Genomic DNA, 21,082 nt, shown 5'->3' with positions numbered 1-21,082 from the left:
GACCACTTCGAACCGCCCCCGGGGGGCGATGGATGGCGAGCAGGGTGCAAAACGACGAGCCGATGTATGTCCAGTTCGCCGAGTCGATCCGACGGGATATCGATTCGGGACGTTTCCAGGTGGGGGCGCGCCTGCCCGGAACCCGATCGATGTCTGTTGCCCTGGGAGTCTCCCGCACGGTCGTATTGATGGCGTATAGCCTGCTGGAAAGCGAGGGCTACCTGGAATCGCGCGCGGGCAGCGGGGCTTACGTGTGTGCGCGTCGCTCTGGCGTATCCGCGGGCAAAGCACCCTCGGAGGAGCGGGTGGACGCGATCAAAGTCCCGCGCTTGTCCCGCCTGGCGAAGCGGGCCGTGCGGCCTGCTTTACCTGAGGCGCCAATGCTTGCGCCCGAAGGGGAGGCGATCGATCTTGCGCAACCTCGTGTGAAATCCGACTATCGCAGCCTCAAGGCATGGATGCAGAATTTGACGACGTTGCTGCGTCGCCGCGATGCACCCGATTTTCCCGAGCTGCAAGGTGCCGTCGATCTGCGCAAAGCCGTGGCCAGTTATTTGAGCATCGAGCGGGCGATCGAGGTCGATCCGGACGACATCCTGATCGTCAGTGGCGCCCAGCAGGCGCGCGACCTCATCGCCCGTGTCCTGCTCGACGAAGGCGACGGCGTGGGCGTGGAAGAGCCGTGCCACTGGAGTGTGCGCCATACCTATGAGGCTTTGGGGGCGCGCATCGTGCCTTGCCAGGTGGATCCGCATGGCATGGACATCAATCGCCATGCGACGGCACTGGACGGTATACGGCTGATTAATGTCGCGCCGTCCTTTCAGTTTCCTACCGGCGCGGTCATGCCGGAGGAGCGGCGCAGGGCTCTCCTGAGATGGGCTTACGCGCACGATGCGTGCCTGGTAGAGGACGATTTCGATTGCGAACACCGCTTCGGCACGCGCGCTTGCCCCTCGTTGTGGTCGCTGGACCGCCACGGCCGCGTTATCCACGTCAGCAGCTTTGCGCGTTCCCTGTTTCCGGCCCTGCAATTGGGCTACATGCTGGTGCCACGCCAATTGCGAGAGCAATTTCTTGCGGTCAAGTGGCTGGCCGATCGCGGCAGCATCTCGATGCAGCAGCACGTGCTTGCCATGTGCATCCTCAGCGGCCAGTACCTGCGCGATCTGCGACGCATCGCACATCGCCTGGCTCCTCGGCACCGTGCCTTGCACGATGCACTGCAGCAGCCCCTCGGCAACGCGATGCAGGTGATCGGTACGGTAGCGGGAGGATCGCTCTTCCTGCACTTGCCTCAACTGCCACGCAGCGCCACTGGAGCATTGCTGGCGGAGGCCTTGGCGCACGGCGTGCTTATCCGTTCTGCCGAACGCTTCCATCGAACGCCACCCAATCATGTCACGCTGGTACTCAGCTATGCAGGGGTATCGGAGGCAAATCTCAAGCGGGCAGGGGCACGTATTGCCGAAGCGTATCGAGCAGTGGAAAGGCGCTTGTCTGCCGCCCGATTTGAGGAAACATGTGTAACGGAGCCGAGCTTGACGGCGGTTTGATCTCGGGCTGTCCATGACGCTCTGTGCAAGTCGAACCCGGCCGCAAGGCAGCCGTCGTTACCCATCTGGCGCTGGCGGCAAGCAACAGTGAAGGGAATATCAGGCGGGGCTTGGCGTCTTCAGAACTCCGCTTGAGCTCGCGGATCTGCGAATTGAAGCTTCCCGCCCCCTGCGAAAGTCGTAGACTGTCCTTCCCGAGAATTCTTTCCTGGCCGTGTCCATCCAACGGAGCGCATCGTCAAACTGGCTGGAGCTTCGCCGTGACGAGGAAAGCGGCATCGAAAGCCTGCGCGCCCATTTCCAGGGGCATGCCTACGATGCCCATGCGCACGATGAACTTCTGGTCGGAGTGACGCTGCACGGTGTGCAGCGGTTTCGATGCCGACGCGCAATGCATACCAGCACGAAGGGCCGGATCATGGTGATCGAGCCTGGCGCGGTTCATGATGGGCACGCACCCGAGGAAGCTGGATTTACCTATGCGATGCTTTACATTCCCCGGTCATGGATGGAGAGCGAACCGGATGCAGGGGGCGCATCCCCGCTATCCAGTCTATCCGGGTGGTTCCGCGATACGCTGGGGGTCGATGAGCGCCTGCGCAAAGCCATTCTCCGCGCGTTCGCAGCCGTGCATGGCAAGGAGGGACGGCTTGCGCGCGATCTGAGCGTGGAGGCCTTGCTGCGAGCCCTCAAAGGCAAGCTTGCTGACGATGAATCAATGAGCCACAAGACCGCGCGTGCACCGGCCGTAGAGCAGGTCCGCGACTTTATTCACGCCAACCTCGCCATGGATATCGGCTTGGCCGATCTGGTTCGTCACACGGGCATGGATCGATTTCGCCTCAACCGAATGTTTACTGCGGCCATTGGCCAATCCCCTCACGCTTATCTGGTCAATGTTCGGCTGAGGGAGGCTCGCCGGCGCCTGGCCGCCGGCGAAGCGCCTGCCGACGTAGCGGCGACAGTCGGGTTTGCCGACCAGAGTCATCTGGGTCGCTGGTTCCGGCGGGCTTACGGTCTTGGCCCCGGCGCTTACCAGCAAGCCTGCACAAACGTTCTATAACGGGACAGTGCGTCGATCGATCATCTGGCCTTTCATTTACTTCGGATCTGCCATGTTCGATACCAAAGTGGCCCTGGTCGTCCGCAACGATCTGCCGACCTGGCAAAAACTGAACGTCACTGCCTTTCTCGCCACAGGCATTGCAGCCGCAGCCCCCGAGGCGATCGGGAAGCCATATATGGATGCATCCGGCACGCGCTACGGCAGCATGCTCGTGCAACCGATAGTAGTCTTTGGAGCGGATGTTGAAGAGCTGCGCCATGCGCGCCAAAAAGCGATCGAGCGCAGCATGCTGGTCATTCCGTACGTCGAGGCTATGTTCCGCACCGGAAATGACGAGGCCAACCGCCAGGCTTTCCTCGTTGAAGCCGTCGATTCAATGAATCTGGTGGGTATCGGCATTCGCGGTCCGAAGAATGGCGTCGACAAAGTGCTCAAAGGATTCGAGCTTCACGCCTGAGTGCACCCCATCATGATGGGATGCACTCGGCCTGAAACTACGGCTTGTGGACCGCGCGCATCACCTTCGATCCATTTGCCTCGACACCGATAAGACAAAGCGTATTGTCGAGCACCGCGGTAGATGGTCCATCGTAGAGGTCGAGCCCTATGTTAAACGGAGCGGCCGGCTCGAATTCGAAGCCATTGACGGAAGCGGCGTGGAAGATGGCATTGCCTCTGGCATCTCGATAGAAAAGGTGAAGCTTGGCGCCGTAGCCGACAGCGATAGGCGATGCGCTGGTCTCAGTATTCGAGACATGGAAAGGCGTCGCCCCCATCCATGTTTCGCCGTCATTGGAAAAAGCATGCATGATGCCGCGGTTGTGGCCATTATCGCCGCCGTCCTTGTAGAACAGATGGTAGCGCCCACCATAAGCGACAATACCCGGGCGTGGCGCACGCGATGTATGTCCTGTGTTTCCATGCTTCCAGCCACCGGTAAACTTGGAATACATGATGCCGTCGCCCTGGTAGTTCCTGTAGACGAGCACGAAACTGTCGTCCAATGAGGCTACCGACGCTCCCGACCTGTCCTCCGTCGCCCAGCCGATGTTGTACGGCGTATCCCAGGTCTCCCCATCGGTGGTGCGTATATGCAGGATCTCGCCACGTCCGTGGCGATAAAAGACATGCATCTGTCCCCAAAAGACGATGGAGCACGAGGGCCGCCCCCGGCTGTCGCCGACATTGGTCTGATGGGCAACATCCCAATGAATACCGTCCGATGACCGAACGTGCTTGATGCGGCCACTGCCCAGTTCACCGTAAAAGCAGTGGAACTGGTTCTTGAAGGTGCAAATGGTGGGCTGGATCCACTCATTGGCATTGACTCCTGTGGCCCCAATCTGAAACTGCATAAGGGTTTCCATGCGGCGCCCCTGATTGCTCTATAGATGATGGATGCAAATACGCGCGTTCTTCGGCAAACGGCGTGCTTCTGCACTAGTGAATGGTTCCCAGTCCTAGCAGGCAGCGATTATTAATCAGTCACGGCGGACGCCGCGTGGCGCGTTTGTGCTACAGCGGGCGCTCCGGCCAGCGGCCATGACAGGACGATCAAGTGGACTGCCGCCTCCCCCAGAACTCAACCCAGGCGGCCTGTCGTCGCTGCAACTTCGAAAGCCTTGCAATTTGTCTTATATGAGACTATTATCCTGGAAAAGCGGACATGAGGCCCTTATGAGTGCAAGCAGGAAAGGTCGTAAAGACGCATTGCGATGCAACTTCACCTCGTTGCGCCAAGCTGCGCGACACGTCTCGCGCTTCTACGATGCTCACCTGGCGGCGACTGGGTTAGGGACAAACCAGTACACGATTCTGGCCAACCTGGTGTTGCATGGCCCCATGACCATGAGCGAAATGACGTCCTTGCTGATACTCGACCGCGCGACCCTGGGGCATAACCTGCGACCATTGGAACGGGACGGGCTGCTGACAATTACGATAGGGAAGATCGATCGACGCGAGCGCGAAGTCCGATTGACGGACAAAGGGCTGCGACTCGAGGCTGAGGCTCGTCCCCATTGGGAGCTGGCTCAAGCCTTGTTCGAGCGCGAGTTCGGCGAAAACAACGCGCTCGCGATGCGACAGACGATGTATCGAATCGCACGACTGGGTTTGGTCGGACCTGACGGAAAACTGGCAGTTTCGTGAACGCGCTCGAACGACGCGGCATGCCAAATATGGGCATATAAGACAAAACATCGCAACGGCTGTTCCTTTATCACGGAATGGCGTTGTCGCTGAGGGCAAAGCGTTGAACGTGTTGTCTGGCAAACCGATCAGGGAGGCTCAAGTGGTTGAACGCAAAGATGTCGAATTTGTCGGCGAAGGCGAAATAAAGCTAGGGGCGTGGCTATACATGCCAACTCGCGGCAATGGCCCGCTCCCGGCTATCACCATGGCACATGGGTATGCCGGCACACGGTTGCACGGCCTCGACCGTTTCGCTCGGCGGTTCGCGGAAAATGGTTTTATCGTATTAGTGCACGATCATCGCGGGTTTGGGGCCAGTGAAGGCCTGCCGCGGCAGGACGTCGATCCGTGGAGGCAGATTGCCGACTGGCGACGCGCCATCAGTTATCTGGAGAGTCTGGACGAAGTCGATTCTCGTCGAATCGGCTTGTGGGGAACGAGCTACGCAGGAGGGCATGCGCTCGTTCTTGGCGCAACGGACCGGCGCATCAAGTGTGTAGTGTCCCAAGTGCCGACCATCAGTGGTTTCGAACAAGGTTTGCGGCGCATCGCACCGGATGCTGTGGCAGCTGTCGAGGAGGCGTTCGCCGAGGACGAGCGCGCGCAACTGCGTGGTGAGCAGCCCATTCGCCAAGCGGTGGTCAGCTTGGATCCGGCGACATCTGCCGCCTACAGGACGCAGGAGGCGGCGGCTTTCTACTTGCAACTGGACGCTCAGACCGCTTGGGGAAATCACGTCACACTGAGGTCGGCGCGCGCAGCACGCATGTACGAGCCTGGTATATGGGTCGCGCGCGTTTCTCCCACACCTTTGCTCATGATCGTGGCGTTAAACGACACAATCACTGTCACGGATCTTGCGCTTGCTGCTTATGAGCGCGCCCTGCAACCCAAAAAGCTCGTTACGATCCAAGGCGGGCATTTCGACCCTTATCTATCGCAGTTCAGTAGCGCGAGTACAGCGGCGCTTGGATGGTTTGAAGAACATCTCGCACAACATTGAGAGGGCTCCATGAACCGTTTGACTTTCGACATAGTGGACGACATAGCAACCATTACGCTGAAGCATCCTCCGCAAAACCGCGTCGATGACAGAATGGTGGACGAGCTCAATGAAGCCGTCGAAGCCATAGAGAATCTTGGCGCGCGCGCCGTCCTGTTGCAGGCAGATGGTGACAATTTCTGTTTTGGCGGCGACATCCAGCTATGGCCAGATAATCCAGTAAGCCAGCTCAGAGCCCGCTTCGAACGATACTTGGCTGTATTCAACCGGTTTGAGCGGCTTCCGATGCCTGTTGTGGCTGCTGTCCAAGGTATTTGTCTTGGAGGGGGTTTTGAGCTGGCGCTGCGTGCAGATGTGATCTTTGCGGGTGCCGACGCGACCTTCGGGCATCCGGAACAGACCCTGGGGATAGTGACTCTTCTCGGCGGCATCTACCGAGTGGCTGAGCGAGCAGGGCGTGCGCGAGCGTCGGAGTGGGCCCTGAACTCGAAGCCTGTCTCGGCCAGTGAGATGAGGCAGAGCGGTGTGGTCAATCGAGTTATCGCCGAAGGCGATCTGCATCGTGAGGCAAGGGAGTTTGTTCGAAGTCTCGCGCGTGGGCCAACGCGAGCCTACGCGGCGCATAAAGCGTTGCTACGCGCATGGTCTATTGGAGGCATAGCTGCCGCCGACGAGGTCATGCTCGACATAGCAATGCCTTTGTTCGATACGGACGATGTCCGAGCAGGCATCAAGTCGGCGGTCGATGCCCTTCGTGCAGGCAAGCCTCGTCCCGCACTCCATTTTACCGGACAGTAATGACCGAGGAACCTCTATGAAAGAACGCACCATTACCGATGCGGATATTAAAGAGATCCGCGCATTGTTTCTTCGCCAGGCGGCAGCCGAATCGGCACACGATATCGACGGCATGGCTGCCGTGCTGGCCAACACGGAGCCTGGGCAGCCCGATTCGGTAAATTTTGTCGCGCGCGCCTATCGATTCTGGGGACGTGAAGCAGTACTCGACCATTTCCGGACCGTATTTGCCGGCACCTGGCGTTTCGAGCCCGAGGTGGACGAAATCAAGGTGTTTCCGATCAGCGCGGATGCCGCCCATATCTTCGCGCCTACGCATGTTACGGCTGGCCCTGCGGGAGGCGATGAGACGACTTTCCGTTTCCTGGTTAATGAATTTGCTGCACGGACACGCGATGGATGGAGGATCACGTCGATCGTGCCAGTTCCCGCGCAATGACATGTTTTTTTTCATGCGGTCGCCGGGCACCCATTGACCGAAGGGAGTCTCGAAAAACTGACTCTTCTGTGGGAGCCACTAAAGGGAGCCTCTAAAAATCCTCTCCTGCTCGTCATCCCGGCGAACGCCGGGATCCAGTGTGCTGTGCCACAACGTGCTGGAGGCGCTGTGCCCCGGCGTTCCCGAGGCGACGATGAAAACTGAAACAACCAAGAGTACGGTGGCAAGCATCACTTCGCTGGTCAGGAAATCCAGGCTCTGCGACAAAGGCTGCGTCCCACGAGACACGGCGAACAAGGTCAAGCCGGCGCTCGGCGGATGAACGGTACGCAACATCCCCATGGCGGTCACTGCGATCGCCATGGCCATCGCACTGGCAAAGACCATGGATGAGATCAGATGTGGCGTGAGCAACCCGATGGCTGTAGCAACCGCGTTTGCTATAAGCACGGTCCGCGGTCGCGCGAGACTACTCTTGGGCATGGTCAACATAAGCAATGCCGAAGCGCCCATCGGAGCGAGCAAGGGCGCGGTGCCCGGATGCTTTCCCAGAACCAGCGAGGGAACGAACCCTATGGCTGCAATACCGATAAACAGCGCAGCGGCAATCCAGTACAGGCAAAAGTTCCTTTTAGCGTCATGAATGCATTCGATAGACATGGTCGAGCCTCGGTCATCGTGGGCGATCGATCAGACGAACGAAGTGACATCGATCGGTGTGTCGTTAATGCGATTGAAGACGTTGGTGAAGGTCGTCACTGCAATCGCCAGACTGATGTCCAGCAGGTTCGCATCGGTATAACCGGCTGAGCGAATGTCGGCCACAGCCTCTTCGTCGACCGCACCCTGCGTGGTTACAACAGTGCGAACAAAGCGAACCAGGTTATCCAGTTTGTGGTTGCCTGTCGGTTGTCCGCTGCGAATGGCTTCCAGTGCGACGGGTGAAACACCGGCAAGCAGCGACAACAACCCATGGGCGATCGTGCAGTAATCGCAACGCGCCGCTTCGCTCACAACAAGTTTCACGATTTCCAGCTCATGCTTTCGTAGCGAACTGGAGGTCAGGACACCATCGGCTTGCAAAACAGCCTTCAGCGCCGCGGGATTGAGATGCCCGACAGCCGCGTAGCAATCCGGCACGGAACCGGTGGATTCCCGGATCTGCTCGAAAATGGCAGCGGCAGCGCCGGTTGCCGACTCGAGCTTTGGGGTGTTGATGCGCTGCATGACTGCATTCCTTGGGTTCAGGTGGTGGTGGCACTTTACGCAGCGATGGCGAGCCCGTTAATGTTGTAAAGTCTTCCTTTTATGCTCGAAAGTATCAACGGGGTAGTCCATGTCTCCACCGCTCGATTGGCTGAGCCGACTGCTGGAAATCATGCCGGTACGTGGGCAGCTCGATCTGCGTTGCCAATACGGGGCGCCTTGGCGGATCGATCAGGGAGCCTTTCCAGGCGGCGAAATGGCCTACCACATTGTTCTGGCTGGCTCGGCGTCCTTAGTCGATCCCCATGGAGGGGAGCCGGAAATCCTCGGGGCCGGTGACATTCTGCTGCTGGCGAACGGCGACGCGCATACCCTGCACGATGGCGGTGGAGCTCGCCCCAGGCGTGCAACGAACCGCGTTGCCGCCAACGTCGTATTCAGCGAGAACACCGGCAAAGGCAATCGCCTGGATATGCTATGCGGGCGGTTTGCGCTGTCGCCGGCGCATGCGCGCCTTCTGCGCCGCTATCTTCCAGCACGCCTTATTGTGCGCACGGGCGTCGCTTCGACAGCGCCGACCGACCAGACAAGCGGTGTGGCACTGCACGGGCTCATGGCACTCATGCAGGCGGAGACGACGGCCGATTTTCTAGGTGGCCGCGCGATGCTCGATGCTTTGTCGACCGCCTTGTTTGCCCTGACACTGCGGTTTGCCAGCGAGTCAAAAGAGGCTCCCGCCGGATTGCTGGCCTTGGCGGGATATCCGCGACTCGCCCCTGCGCTGGATGCCATGTTTCACAACCCGGGTTATCCGTGGACGCTTCCGCTGCTTGCGGCGAAGTGCAACATGTCGCGAGCGACGTTCGTCCGCCTGTTCCAGGAGAAACTCGGTGTATCGGCCAGCGATCTGCTTACCGATATTCGCATGACACTATCGGCGAACGAGCTAAGGTCGACGACAGCCTCCACGGGCGCCATTGCCGAAGCGGTGGGCTATCAATCCGAAGCCGCGTTCCAGAGGGCTTTCAAACTGCATATGGGCGTGACTCCGGCGCGCTGGCGAAAGCAGGCCGAAGCCACGGAAGAGGTCTGAATTCTTTGAACGAAGGCTACGGAGAGCGTTGCGGCGCCTTCGTGGGCCGCTTATTTAACCGCTGGAAAATCGATGTCCGTATCGTTGATGCGATTGAACACATTAGTAAACACGGTCGTCGCAATAGCCAGGCTGATGTCCACCAATTGCGCGTCGGTGTAGCCGGCATCCTTGATCGCCGTAAACTCCTCCTCGTCGATCGTTCCCGATGTCTTCGTCAATATGCGGACAAAGTGCGCCAGCGCATCACGCTTGGCATCGCCAGTCGCGCCGCCCAAGCGCAACTGAGCCAGCGCGTCCGGCTTGAGTCCGGCCATCTTACCGAGCAGGCTGTGAGCGGCAACGCAATAGTCGCAACCGGCGACAGCGCTGACGACCAGCTTGATGGTTTCCTGATCCTGCTTGGCGAGGGTGCCGTGAGCCAGGACGCCGTCGGCAGCGAGGATGGCCCGCAGTGCCGCAGGGTTCAAAGCGCCGATGGCAGCGAAGGTGTTGGGAACGCCGCCTGCGGCTTTGCGGATCTGCTCGAATACTTCAGCGGTGGCACCCGTAGCAGCATCGACGGGTGGGGTAAAAATGCGTGACATAAGTAACTCCGTGTGTGTGTTGAGGTGGAGTCACTTTAGTTGCGGAAGGCGATCCTTTTAATGCTCAAAAATTGTCATTTCATGCCAATTCGTCTCAAGCGGCGCATCGGAGTCGTTGCGTCGCTCGATGTGAGTGCACATCAATCGCGGGAGAGTGCCTGCTCGAGGGCGTCAAGAAAAGCCTTTACGCGCGACGGCGTATAACGTCGTGTCGGCGTGACTGCCCAAATGGAAAGCTGCTCAGTAGCTGCGTCTTCCAACGTAAGCTCCACCAGTTGCCCCGAGGCCAGGTGTTGTCGCACATCCCAATGCCCGAGCATGGCGATGCCCGATCCACTTAAAGCGATGGCCCGAACCGCCTCCACGCTTGCCGTGGTAAAGCGTCCCGACAGCGACACCCGGTGGAGTTCCCCGTCGATCACAAAAGGCCACCTGCCTACTGGGGTAAGCAGGATGCAGTCGTGCTGATCCAGATCTGCCAGCCGGCGAGGTATGCCACGTTCGGCGAGATAGTCCGGTGCGACCACGCTTATGGAAACTACCTGTTTCCCGATAGCACCGTCGTCATTCAACATCCCGCGACCAAGCGCTACATGGACGAGAATTTCGAGGACGATCGCCAGTTCATGCTCGGGTTGATGGGTAAAGGAAAAGGCATCGAACGCGTGCAGTCACGCTCTGCCGATATCACTGTGCCGGACATGATCAGCGTCGACCTTGGCGGACGCGTCGTGGAAATCCGTCATTTCGGGTTTGCGCAGACACCCGGCGATCTCGTCATCTGGGCACCTGACGCGAAGGTGTTGTGGGTAGGCAACATGATCCAGGCACCGTCACCGGCCTTGCCGTGGCTTCTGGAGGGGCGGCATAAGGAAACGATGGCAACGCTCGCTCGTGTGCGCGACTTCCTGCCAGAAGACGCTACGATCATCCCCGGGCACGGCCGGCCGATGCGTCCGGCGGATATCGAATTTCCGCTTCGCTATCTTCGCGAACTCGATAGCGCTGTCCAGGCGGCGATCCAGGAAGGTCGATCGGTAGAAGATACGTTGAAGGCTGTCGAGATGGCGGACTATGACGAATACAGCCTGTTCGATTGGGCGCACCATCAGGTCAATGTGCCCGCAGCTTATAGTCATCTGCAAAGCGCTGACAGCGAAGTGAAGTAGTGAAGCCCGGTCATCGCAGCTAGAGAGAGCATCGATGCCGCGTACTTGCGCAGAACGGCTCCCTCTCCTCCGTCTTTGCCGGGGAGAGCAATAATTAATCGGTGTGCACCGTGAACTGGTCGGCTTCGACCGATTTCCTCAGGTGCGAGCGTGGCTCGATCGCGCACTCGCACGCCCGGCGGTGCAACATGGGTTGCTGTTTACTGCGGCCGACAGAGGGGCCACGATGGAAACCGAAGTTTTTTAGAGGTTCCCCAAAGTCGCTCCCACAGAGATGGCGTCCGTCTTCACAAGTCCTGTCCAGCTTGGAACCACTACTTCCCCGCAGTTGGCCGCTTGTAGGGAATGAATGGACCAAGGCTCACGAAACTCTTCGGAAAGTGCCCCGTCCGGTCGAGCATACGCACGATATCCATCTTGCACAGTTGGGTGGTGTATGTCTTCGTCAGCAAGATATCGTCGCTGTTCAATGAACTGGCACCGCCCCTGGGGTAATTGACGTAGATCGTCGTCCCGAAGTCGTACACGATGGCCGTGCGGTCATACACCCGGGTACCTTGGGCCTGAGGCAGGTTGATGCAATCCACAGGCGGTCCGGCCACCCGGCCCTCCAGCCTCTTGGCCAGTTCGGCGGCAGGCGCGTCTTTGTCGGCAGCCAGGGCTTGACCGGAAACGGCAAGGGTCATGGCACTCAGGGCCAGGACTTTAATTAGGGCAGGCATGGCAGTCTCTCCCGGCGGTGGATATGTATTTATGTTATGCCGATCCTTATCTTTCGGAAGCCTGATCCATGGCAGCGGTTACCCGCTGTTAGGCCATAAGCCTGACTAATCGGTCGTAAAATATTGTCGTCAGGGGACGCAAGGTCCAGTCACGCGCCCATCGTGCCTGTCGAGTCGACCTCGTCCTTGACGGCTCCAGCCGGCGAAGCATCCAACCGCTTTAAGCGGCCAAGCATTTCCAGCGCTGCAGTACCTGCCATCCACCATCGGAACATTGACAGGCCCATCCAGAGAGAGAGGGCAATGGGAAATGCAAACACGATGCGCTGCTCCCTTCGGCTTTTCCTGAGATAGTCGTCCAAGCCCTTATGCGTCAACCAGGAGCAGGCTGTCGGAACCTCATTCCTGGGAATGCCCGTGTTCGCACTGATGGGTACGTATCCTGCCACGCAATCGGCAGAAGAAAAATTCGAGCGCATCGGGCGGGAAATCCGGTGCTCAGTCAAAACCATCCATGTCCCGCTTCCTCCTTTGACGGAAGCAAAAACCCCTGGCTGTACGGTCAACACAATAAAGAGCACCGCTATATATGCGCACGCAGCGATGGCGACGAATTTCAGGGTCTGACTCAGGCGGCTGGGCAACTTGTTTTCCGGCTTCAAGCGAAGTTCGACGCGGTCAAAGTAGGGGCCGCATTGTCGAATCGCACCGATCTCCTCGTCATTGGCTTCGCACCATTCGATCAATGCGTGAGCATGCGATCTTGTCCTGGCCCTCATGCCGGTCATCAGGCGGAACTGCATCAGCGCCCCTCGGCGCTTGAGATAGTCCTGGATGACGGCATCATCGTGCCGTTGCTTTCCGAAGAGGAAAAGCCACAGGCGTGACAGCAGCATATGCAGAGATCCGCTTCGGAGGCATAGCCAGACAACGGCAGATCCAAGCAGGAAGGGGGCAATAACCACCTTCCAGGGATCGACCACGTCGTTAATCAGGCTCAAAAAATCCGGCGAGTCCATGGCTTGCCTCCCGACAAGGTTGTCATCGATAACGTTGTTTGTACGTACCGGCGAAACGCACGTGACGGTCCCGCCTGTCGTGCAGGCAGAGGAGGGCTCGGGATGACGAACCGCACTTGCCTTTCGCTCGCCATGCTCCTTATGGTGCAAACCGTTACGCGCCACCTTTACAACCGACACAGAGCAGGCCATGAATCTTCTATCGCTTCGTAAGTCGACGGTGTTTTGTGCCCTGGTGCTTGCAGGAGCGTCGTTGCAGCCTGCCGCTTCGCAAAGCGCTCCTGCATCCGCTCAAGCTGCAGCGAGCGCGGCCGGAGCGCCAGCTGCGCGTCCCTCGGATGTGTCTTCGGAGAGCGCCATCATCCAAGCCGTCTACGACGTCATTTCAGGCCCCAAAGGGCAGCAGCGCGACTGGAATCGCATGCGTTCGCTGTTCGTGCCAGGCGCACGCCTGATTTCCGCGCACACAGGGTCGGACGGCCTCACCACGGCACATGTGATGAGCGTGGAGGATTACATTCGACTGGGCGAGCCTTTGCTGAAAAAGGATGGCTTCTTCGAGCGCGAGGCACATCGCACTGAGGATCGTTTCGGCAACATTGCCCAGGTGTTCAGCACCTACGAATCGCGCCATGAGGTCAATGCCAAGCCGTTCCAGCGTGGCATCAACAGCTTCCAGTTGCTGTTCGACGGCCACCGCTGGTGGGTGGTGACGATCTACTGGCAGGGGGAGCGCCCCGGCCTGTCCATTCCGAAGGAGTACGGCGGCTGATCGAGCCAGAGGGTCAGTGAAATTTCTCGCCATGCGCTAGCATGTCGATAATCAGCTTTATCCGCTCGACCCTGGTCGCCCGGCGCCTGGCTGTCTGCAACGAGTAGGCAATCGAAGACAGGTGGGCCTTCAATGGCGCACGTGTCGTGTGCGCGATCGAGAACCTCAACCATTCGGCACAACGGTTGCGGGCTGTGTTTGGCAGCCATTTTCCGCTGGCCAGCCCGAACGATTTCCCGTCCCTGCCGCACCGGGCATTCGCCGGTTAGCGGACTCGTCAGGGACAGTAATTATGCGCACGAGTACACAAAGGCACTTCGCCATGCGGGGCTGCCCATGCCCTGAAGTTCTTCGGATTGTCTGCCCCACCGCGCGGTTGTGAAGGCCTGGTTCGGATTTGCTGCACGTTGCCATGATCGCCAATGGTCACCATGGGTTGTCTGCCCGGAGGTGTGCTGATGACTCGCTTGAAGGCCCAGCGTCCGACTATCACCACCGTTCTGTACGCCCTTATCGGCGCGTGGCTGTTTATTGGCGGAGTCTGGTTGGTCATTTTGGGCGGTTCGTTTTACTACGTGCTGGCAGGTGCAGGCACTTTATGGACCGCCTGCTTGCTCTGGAAGCGTCGGCGCGCGGCGTTGGCGGTATATGGCGCTACTTGGCTGGGTACGGTGATCTGGGCGGGTTTCGAGAGCGGCTTTCGCATCTGGTATTGGGAGCCGCGGGTATTGCTGCCGACGCTCATGTTGCTCTGGTTGTGGATGCCGCCTGTCCGTTTGAAGCTGGGCGATCTGAAAAAGGGCAGCCCTGTGAGGCACGCTACCTTTGTCTTGTTGCTTGTTGCCATGGCTGCGACCGGTTCGATGCTCGCGGGAGCGACAGCATTGTCCACGCCGATGCCAGATTCCACGGCATCCGCGGCAACCAGCGACGATGCTGCTGCGGCACCGGGCGACTGGGTGTATTACGGCCGGACACCACGCGGCGAACGCTTTACCCCGTTGAGCCAGATCACGCCAGCCAATGTGGCGCAGCTGTCACCAGCGTGGACCTATAGAACGGGCGATTTGCCTTATCCCAACGATACAAAGAACGATCATGAATTCAACTTCGAGGTCACGCCCATCAAAGTGGGCGACGGCCTTTATCTGTGCACACCGCACAGCCATGTCATTGCACTGGACCCGGTGACCGGCAAGGCCAGATGGACCTTCGACCCGCATGCGGACACCAGCGAGAACGCCTACGTGAACTGCCGTGGCGTGTCGTATTACGAAGCACCTCCGGGCACCGATTGTCCCAGGCGTATCATCGCTCCCGTCGCCGATGCACGCCTGGTTGCCTTGAACGCCGAAACGGGCAAGCCGTGCGAAGGATTTGGCGATCATGGCTTCGTGTCGCTAACCCAATACCTGGGGCCGATCGGCAAGGGCTTTCACTTTGTCAGCTCGCCACCGCTGGTCGTCAAGGATCGCATCATCCTGGGTGGCTGGATCTACGATGGGCAATCGGAAAATGAACCTTCCGGTGCCGTGCGTGCCTTCGACCCCGTCACAGGGACTTTGATATGGGCATGGGACGTGGGTGCACCGGGCGAGGTGGCGCATCCTCAACAAGGAGACGTCTTGACGCGCGGTACACCCAACGCATGGGGTGTCTACACCGCGGATGTCGGCCTGGGTCTGGTGTATCTGCCTACCGGCAATGCGGTGCCCGACTATTACGGCGCGCATCGCCGGTCCTTTGACGAAAAGTATTCGAGCAGCACGGTGGCTCTGGATATCGAAACCGGACAGCCGCGGTGGCATTTTCAAACCACACATCATGACTTGTGGGACATGGATGTGCCTATTGGCCCATCTCTCGTGGATCTTCCGGATGGGGCGGGGCGAACCGTGCCGGCTCTGATCCAGACCACCAAGCGTGGAGAAGTATTTTTACTGGACCGGCGCGATGGACATCCCTTGGCCGCCGTAACCGAAAAGCCGGCTCCGCAAGGCGGCTTGCCGGGGGATCACGTGGCGCCGACCCAGCCGTATTCGACGGGCATGCCGTCGTTTGCGCCGCCGCCTATTCGGGAGCGCGATATGTGGGGCGCCACCATGCTGGATCAACTGGTGTGCCGTATCCAGTTGCGCAGCATGCGCTATGACGGGGCGTTGACACCGATAACTACGCAAAAGACCCTGGTTTATCCAGCGTTCGATGGGATCATCGATTGGCATGGTGGTTCGATCGATCCGCTTCGCCATTTGCTTGTGGTCAATACCAGCTTCATTCCTTTTGTCGCGCAATCATTTCCGCGTGAGAAGCCGGAGGACAGCGGCGATGTTCCCAAGTGGAACGGACAAGGCAATCCGCCGCATGCCAAGGATTTTGCATGGAATCCGCAATACGGCACTCCCTATGCCACCAAGGTGACGCCCTGGTTGAATCCGCTGGGTGTTCCCTGCAAAGCACCGCCATGGGGTCAGCTGGCAGCAGTCGATCTGGTTACTCGAAAAATCGTCTGGCAGCACGACGTCGGTACCACGCGGGACACGGGTCCGTTTGGCTTGCATTTCAATGTGCCCTTGCCAACGGGCATCTTCAATATCGGCGGCAACATCATCACCCGTAGCGGCCTCATTTTCATGGGGGCGACCGCGGACGATTATTTGCGCGCTTTCGACGAACGCACAGGCCAGGAGATATGGCGCACGCGTCTGCCGGCCGGTGGGCAGGCCACCCCAATGAGCTACGAAGGAGCGGATGGACGGCAATATGTCGTCATCGCGGCGGGAGGCCACGGCGGCTTGAAGACGCGATCGGGCGATTACGTCGTGGCGTACGCCTTGCCTACATCTCCCGCCAAGGGCCGATAGCCTAGAGTTAGTGCTAGCGCGCTGCTCCCGACTCTCTGCAAGCTTTTTTCCAGAGGCTCCGCAGGGTTATTTCAATAGGCTGCTACACCGGCGGCTGGATCCAGCAACAAGAATAAAAAAGGAGGCCTGGCGGCCTCCCTTTATGCAGCGTATAACTCATTCAATCGCATCAACCTTTGCGTGGAAGGTTCAACGCGCGAATCGTATCTTCCCTGAGCAAATAGACCGAAACCACCAGCAGAACAAGATCCTTCAAAAGGAAGGCCGCATTCATCGCCATCGCAGGAAATCCACCGGCACCCGCATCCCAGCCTTCGGGAACGAACGGAAGGATCGTCAGCGTAGAGATAAAGGTGGCGATGGAGCCGATGGCACCCAACACGCCCAATCTCTTGTTCCAGAAACCCAACAGCAACAGCGTGCCAAACGTCCATTCGGCGGTACCGAGCAGGATGGCGGTGCCGCGAATGCCCAAGACCGGAATCGTCCAGAAGATGAGCGGTCCGTGCTCGATCAGCGGCGCCAATGCCGTGATCTCCGATTGAAACCACTTGTCGTATCCGAACCACGCAAAGATGACGACCATCGCGGCGCGAAGCAGGTGGTAGTCGAAGTCTTTCTTGAGAAGACCGGATTTGGCGACGAGCTGGAGGAGGGCGTTCATGAGTTTTCCTTCATAAGATAGGTCGGTAGGTGGCGCGCCGTACGAATCTGGCCACGAAGGCGGTGTCATGTCCGCTCGGGTCGATCTGGCGACGGGGCTACTTTACGAAGGAGGGTAGAGATTATTAATGTTAAATAATCTTAGCAATATGCTCAAAAGTATCAATCGCGAGTGCGGCATAAGCCGGCAGAATTGCACTCACCCGATCGCGTACAGCCTACCGGCTCGGCTACGCGCAGGGTGCAAAGACCTGCCGTAAGCAGGCTGGCGCCGCCGAGGCCCAGCGCCCAGATCGGCTGATTATGGAAGAGCAGTCGCAACAGCAACCCGAGTACGCTGGCGGCAAGCAACTGCGGGATCACGATAAAAAAATTGAAGATACCCATGTAGACGCCCATCTTGGCCGTCGGCAGGGTGTCCGATAGCAGTGCGTAAGGCAGGGACAAAATCGAAACCCAGGCAAAGCCGACACCGACCATCGACGCGAGCAGCCAGTGGGGATCGCGGATATACAGGAACGACAGCAAGCCGGCTCCACCGAGGCACAAGTTCATGACATGGCTGATGCGCAGGCCCCACCGGCGCACCATGAGCGGGATAACCATGGCGGCTAGCGCGCCAAACCCGTTGTACGCGGCGAACAGCACGCCGACCCAGTTGGCGCCCTCGTTGTAAGCGGATGAGCCGGTATCGGCGGTAGCGTAAATCGTCTGCGTCACTCCAGCGGTGGTATAGATCCACATCGCGAACATCGCGAACCAGGAGAACAGCTGCACCCCGGCCAAGCGCCGCATCGAGATGGGCATGCCATAGAGATCGCCCATCACTTCGCGCAACATCCCATGGCTGCGGGTGCGGCTCAGCCAGGTGAGCAGCAGGCCGAACACGATCAGGCCGCCGGCGAGCAGGTAAACCTCTTTTTCCAATGCAAAGTGCCTGATCGCGAACCATATCGCGATACCGGTCAGCAGCAGTAGCAGGCCCGGTCGCCACGCGCCTGATGCATCCACCGCCGGCCGGTCCGCCACGTTGTCGTCGAACGATTGCAGCTGCAAAGGGGGGTACTCGCGCGTCGTCACGATGGTCCAGCACACCGTGCCCAGCAAGACCGCGCCGCCGCCGTAGAACGCGTACTTGACGGTATCGGGGATGCCTCCGTTCGCCGTCACGTTGGTCACGCCGAACTGCGCCAGGATCCACGGCAACATCGAGGCGACCACGGCACCGGCGCCGATGAAGAAGCTTTGCATCGCATAACCGGCAGGTCGTTGCCGCGTAGGCAGTTGGTCGCCGACCAGGGCGCGGAATGGCTCCATCGCCACGTTGATCGATGCATCCAGGATCCACAGCAGGCCTGCGGCCACCCACAACGCCGGCGCGTTCGGCATCCACAGGAGCGCCAGCGAGGCGAGCACCGCTCCAACCAGAAAGTACGGCCGGCGCCGACCCAGGCGGTTCCAGGTGCGGTCCGAATAGTGACCGATGATCGGTTGCACGATCAGCCCTGTCAGCGGGGCGGCGATCCACAAGGCAGGGATGTCGTTTACGTCCGCGCCCAGTGTCTGGAAGATCCGGCTGACGTTTGCGTTCTGCAGTGCAAAGCCGAAATGGAGGCCAAGAAAGCCGAAGCACATATTCCAGATCTGCCAGAACGACAGTGTGGATTTCTGTGTCATCGGTGCCTGCGCCTGGTTATAGGTCATGTCGTGCCGTGCGGCCTCGTTCGCTGGCGGCATGCTTAGTACGAGCGCAGCATGAGGGCTGCGCTATGGTCGTTCAGTGTCATGGGGCTCCTCCAGCCACAGTTATGTCATGGTGTGGCGCGTCCCGCATGCTGCAAGTGCAGCATCGGCTCCTGTTGCAGGAGATGGCTTCGCATGAGGGAGGGATCGCAGTGCGACAGCCGGCGCCTGCGCAGGGAGATGCCGCACAGCCGATCGTCCTTGTAAAGCGAAGGGCTCTAGCGGCATAGTCAATCGATAGTGTGATGACCGTGGAGAATCCATGCGGGTACGCCTCGAAGACGTGGCGCGCGCAGCGGGCGTATCGCCCAAGACAGTGTCGCGCGTACTCAATGATGAGGCCAACGTGACCGACGCCACGCGGGAGCGCGTGCGCGCTGCCATGGAGGCGATGGACTATCGCCCGCACCCGTCGGCGCGCAGCCTGGCGGGCAATCGCTCGTTCCTGGTGGCGATGCTGTATGACAACAACGACAACCCGGCCTCGACCTATCTGGCCGAGATCCAGGACGGCGTACTCGAAGCCTGCGACGCGCACCGCTATAGCATGATGGTTCGCCCGCTGCGCATGCGTGACGGCGATTTCATTCGTCGCTTGGATGCATTGATTTCCGACCATCACCCCGATGGCGTCGTGCTGACGCCGCCGATCACCGACTATACGCCGCTGCTCAAGCGTCTGCGCGAGCGCAACGTGCCATATGCCAGCGTGTCGCCGTTGCGGCACGGCAAAACCATCGGCGTCATGATGGACGAGCAGCGGGCTGCGCGAGCGATCACGGAGCACCTGCTGGAGCTGGGCCACCGGCGGATCGCTCACGTCATTGGCATCGCCAATCATGGTGCCAGCCGCTGGCGACTGGCCGGCTATCGTGAGGCAATGGTTGCCGCTGGCATACCGGAGGATCCGGCGTTGGTGGTGCAGGGCGCTTTCACTTTCGGCTCCGGCGTGGAAGCGGCTCGGCAGTTGTTTTCGCTGGCCGAGCGACCGACAGCGGTGTTCGCTGCCAACGACGACATGGCCACCGGCGTCATGTGGGCAGCCGGTGAGTACGGCCTGAAAGTGCCGCACGACTTGTCGGTCTGCGGCTTCGACGATACTCCATTGTCACGACAGCTGTGGCCGGCGCTCACCACGATCCAGCAACCCAGTCGCGAGATGGGCAGGCTCGCAGCGGAGCAACTGCTCAGCATGTTGCGCGGTCACGGTCCGGCCAAACTGGTGCAGGTGCCTTTCTCCCTGCAGATCCGCGGCTCGACGGCTGCCGCCCCCTGATATCCCTTGCTCGGCCGAACGCGTCGGCGCCATGTTGCGAAGCAAATTGACAGCGCTGTCATTTCTGCCACCATGCAGCCCAGACGCGCGCCGCCGGTGCGCCAATCAGGGGCTTTGTCGTGCCATTGCTGCAGCTGTCGAGTCGGTTCCTGCGAAGCGTTTCCATAGCCCCGTTGTTTGCCAGCGCGCTGCTGACGATCGTTCCCGCTATCGCTGGCGATGCGACCGTCGTGCACCCGGAGCAGTGGCCGAAGGGCAACTCGCCGCTGCCGACCGATCCGGCGATCGAGTCCCGGATCCAGGCTTTGCTCGCGAAAATGTCGGTGGCAGACAAGGTCGCGCAAATGATCCAGGCCGACATCAAGGACGTAACGCCGGACGATGTGCGCGAGTACCGCCTGGGCTCGATCCTCGCCGGCGGAAACTCCAAGCCGGCCGGGCAGCCGTACCCTGTGGCGTCGCAATGGCAGGCATTGTCCGACGCGTTTTACCGCGCTTCGATGGATACCTCGAAGGGAGGGGTAGCGATCCCGGTGCTGTTTGGCATCGACGCTGTGCACGGCCATAACAACCTCGTCGGCAGCACACTTTTTCCGCAGAACTCCGCACTGGGCGCGACACGCGATCCACAACTGATCCACGATATCGGAGAGGTCACCGCGCAAGAACTGCGTGCCAGCGGCATCGGCTGGACATTCGCGCCGACACTCACGGTGCCGCAGGATGTGCGTTGGGGTCGTTCCTATGAAGGGTATTCGCAGAACCCAGCGCTGGTAGCGCAATACGCCGCCGCCGTGATCGGTGGACTGGAAGGCCGGCCGGGGACTCCGCAGTTCCTGGACAGTAAGCACGTAATCGCCACCGCCAAGCATTTCGTTGGCGATGGTGGCACCCGCGACGGCAAGGACCAGGG

The 21,082-nt window shown here is 59.7% G+C and carries 22 protein-coding genes; 13 read left to right on the top strand and 9 right to left on the bottom strand.

The genetic code is table 11. The features are described 5' to 3' along the window. Positions 1-44 precede the first annotated feature (44 nt). From VIM98_RS06975 to VIM98_RS06965, 3 genes are all read left to right on the top strand, one after another. Positions 45-1,556, top strand: coding sequence for a PLP-dependent aminotransferase family protein (locus tag VIM98_RS06975; protein WP_331992377.1), 1,512 nt, complete (start codon positions 45-47; stop codon positions 1,554-1,556). Positions 1,557-1,770: 214 nt separating this feature from the next. Continuing rightward, positions 1,771-2,619, top strand: a complete 849-nt coding sequence (locus VIM98_RS06970) for an AraC family transcriptional regulator (protein WP_331992376.1) — start codon at positions 1,771-1,773, stop codon at positions 2,617-2,619. Between the two features lie 52 nt (positions 2,620-2,671). Next, on the top strand, positions 2,672-3,079 hold the full coding sequence (locus VIM98_RS06965) for a DUF2000 family protein (protein WP_331992375.1): 408 nt from the start codon (positions 2,672-2,674) through the stop codon (positions 3,077-3,079). Between the two features lie 37 nt (positions 3,080-3,116). On the opposite strand, the gene VIM98_RS06960 is transcribed toward VIM98_RS06965, so the two are convergent. Beyond that, the gene (locus tag VIM98_RS06960; protein WP_331992374.1) at positions 3,117-3,977 is read right to left on the bottom strand and encodes a hypothetical protein; all 861 of its coding nucleotides are present in this window, start codon (positions 3,975-3,977) and stop codon (positions 3,117-3,119) included. 322 nt (positions 3,978-4,299) lie between these two features. Between VIM98_RS06960 and VIM98_RS06955 the strand changes: the two genes are divergently transcribed. The 4 genes from VIM98_RS06955 to VIM98_RS06940 all read left to right on the top strand — a co-directional run bounded on the left by VIM98_RS06955 (position 4,300) and on the right by VIM98_RS06940 (position 7,055). Continuing rightward, a complete protein-coding gene (locus tag VIM98_RS06955; RefSeq protein ID WP_331992373.1) occupies positions 4,300-4,773 on the top strand; it encodes a MarR family winged helix-turn-helix transcriptional regulator in 474 nt (157 codons plus the stop codon). A gap of 109 nt (positions 4,774-4,882) precedes the next feature. Then, positions 4,883-5,818 carry an alpha/beta hydrolase gene (locus tag VIM98_RS06950; RefSeq protein ID WP_331992397.1) on the top strand — a complete coding sequence of 312 codons (936 nt, stop codon included), beginning with the start codon at positions 4,883-4,885 and terminating at the stop codon, positions 5,816-5,818. A 9-nt stretch (positions 5,819-5,827) separates the two neighbouring features. Further along, on the top strand, positions 5,828-6,616 hold the full coding sequence (locus tag VIM98_RS06945; protein ID WP_331992372.1) for an enoyl-CoA hydratase/isomerase family protein: 789 nt from the start codon (positions 5,828-5,830) through the stop codon (positions 6,614-6,616). Between the two features lie 16 nt (positions 6,617-6,632). Next, complete coding sequence (locus VIM98_RS06940) at positions 6,633-7,055, top strand: YybH family protein (protein WP_331992371.1); 423 nt, start codon at positions 6,633-6,635, stop codon at positions 7,053-7,055. Positions 7,056-7,133: 78 nt separating this feature from the next. On the opposite strand, the gene VIM98_RS06935 is transcribed toward VIM98_RS06940, so the two are convergent. Then, entirely contained in the window at positions 7,134-7,715 is a 582-nt protein-coding gene (locus tag VIM98_RS06935; RefSeq protein WP_331992370.1) for an HPP family protein, read from the bottom strand. Between the two features lie 30 nt (positions 7,716-7,745). After that, positions 7,746-8,282, bottom strand: a complete 537-nt coding sequence (locus tag VIM98_RS06930) for a carboxymuconolactone decarboxylase family protein (RefSeq protein ID WP_331992369.1) — start codon at positions 8,280-8,282, stop codon at positions 7,746-7,748. A 109-nt stretch (positions 8,283-8,391) separates the two neighbouring features. Between VIM98_RS06930 and VIM98_RS06925 the strand changes: the two genes are divergently transcribed. Continuing rightward, complete coding sequence (locus VIM98_RS06925) at positions 8,392-9,354, top strand: AraC family transcriptional regulator (RefSeq protein ID WP_331992368.1); 963 nt, start codon at positions 8,392-8,394, stop codon at positions 9,352-9,354. Positions 9,355-9,404: 50 nt separating this feature from the next. Here the strand turns inward: VIM98_RS06925 and VIM98_RS06920 are convergent, their stop codons facing one another. Together VIM98_RS06920 and VIM98_RS06915 are read right to left on the bottom strand one after the other, a co-directional pair. Beyond that, positions 9,405-9,941: a carboxymuconolactone decarboxylase family protein gene (locus VIM98_RS06920; protein ID WP_331992367.1), complete on the bottom strand. Its 537-nt coding sequence runs from the start codon at positions 9,939-9,941 to the stop codon at positions 9,405-9,407. Positions 9,942-10,081: 140 nt separating this feature from the next. Beyond that, positions 10,082-10,516: a substrate binding domain-containing protein gene (locus VIM98_RS06915; protein WP_331992366.1), complete on the bottom strand. Its 435-nt coding sequence runs from the start codon at positions 10,514-10,516 to the stop codon at positions 10,082-10,084. On the opposite strand from VIM98_RS06915, the gene VIM98_RS06910 reads away from it, so the two are divergent. Continuing rightward, the gene (locus tag VIM98_RS06910) at positions 10,403-11,110 is read left to right on the top strand and encodes an MBL fold metallo-hydrolase (protein ID WP_331992365.1); all 708 of its coding nucleotides are present in this window, start codon (positions 10,403-10,405) and stop codon (positions 11,108-11,110) included. The genes VIM98_RS06915 and VIM98_RS06910 overlap by 114 nt on opposite strands. 314 nt (positions 11,111-11,424) lie before the next feature. Here VIM98_RS06910 and VIM98_RS06905 read toward each other — a convergent pair whose 3' ends face one another. Together VIM98_RS06905 and VIM98_RS06900 are read right to left on the bottom strand one after the other, a co-directional pair. Further along, positions 11,425-11,832, bottom strand: coding sequence for a hypothetical protein (locus VIM98_RS06905; RefSeq protein ID WP_331992364.1), 408 nt, complete (start codon positions 11,830-11,832; stop codon positions 11,425-11,427). Between the two features lie 149 nt (positions 11,833-11,981). Beyond that, positions 11,982-12,851, bottom strand: a complete 870-nt coding sequence (locus tag VIM98_RS06900; protein ID WP_331992363.1) for a DUF6216 family protein — start codon at positions 12,849-12,851, stop codon at positions 11,982-11,984. Positions 12,852-13,041: 190 nt separating this feature from the next. On the opposite strand from VIM98_RS06900, the gene VIM98_RS06895 reads away from it, so the two are divergent. Both VIM98_RS06895 and VIM98_RS06890 read left to right on the top strand, forming a co-directional pair. Next, positions 13,042-13,623: a hypothetical protein gene (locus VIM98_RS06895; protein WP_331992362.1), complete on the top strand. Its 582-nt coding sequence runs from the start codon at positions 13,042-13,044 to the stop codon at positions 13,621-13,623. A gap of 458 nt (positions 13,624-14,081) precedes the next feature. Continuing rightward, the gene (locus VIM98_RS06890; RefSeq protein ID WP_331992361.1) at positions 14,082-16,487 is read left to right on the top strand and encodes a membrane-bound PQQ-dependent dehydrogenase, glucose/quinate/shikimate family; all 2,406 of its coding nucleotides are present in this window, start codon (positions 14,082-14,084) and stop codon (positions 16,485-16,487) included. Positions 16,488-16,656: 169 nt separating this feature from the next. Here the strand turns inward: VIM98_RS06890 and VIM98_RS06885 are convergent, their stop codons facing one another. Both VIM98_RS06885 and VIM98_RS06880 read right to left on the bottom strand, forming a co-directional pair. Beyond that, complete coding sequence (locus VIM98_RS06885) at positions 16,657-17,151, bottom strand: YkgB family protein (protein WP_331992360.1); 495 nt, start codon at positions 17,149-17,151, stop codon at positions 16,657-16,659. Between the two features lie 161 nt (positions 17,152-17,312). Further along, the gene (locus tag VIM98_RS06880) at positions 17,313-18,827 is read right to left on the bottom strand and encodes an MFS transporter (RefSeq protein ID WP_331992396.1); all 1,515 of its coding nucleotides are present in this window, start codon (positions 18,825-18,827) and stop codon (positions 17,313-17,315) included. Positions 18,828-19,155: 328 nt separating this feature from the next. Here VIM98_RS06880 and VIM98_RS06875 point away from each other — a divergent pair, with 328 nt between their 5' ends. Both VIM98_RS06875 and VIM98_RS06870 read left to right on the top strand, forming a co-directional pair. After that, the gene (locus tag VIM98_RS06875; protein WP_331992359.1) at positions 19,156-20,169 is read left to right on the top strand and encodes a LacI family DNA-binding transcriptional regulator; all 1,014 of its coding nucleotides are present in this window, start codon (positions 19,156-19,158) and stop codon (positions 20,167-20,169) included. Positions 20,170-20,318: 149 nt separating this feature from the next. Next, a partial coding sequence (locus tag VIM98_RS06870) for a glycoside hydrolase family 3 N-terminal domain-containing protein (RefSeq protein WP_414650199.1) occupies positions 20,319-21,082 on the top strand: 764 nt, incomplete at its 3' end.

The sequence above is a fragment of the Dyella sp. genome (assembly GCF_036568765.1).
GTDB lineage: Bacteria > Pseudomonadota > Gammaproteobacteria > Xanthomonadales > Rhodanobacteraceae > GSA-30.
Note: the sequence above shows the minus strand (reverse complement) of the source record. Positions and strands in the feature narration are given on the sequence as shown.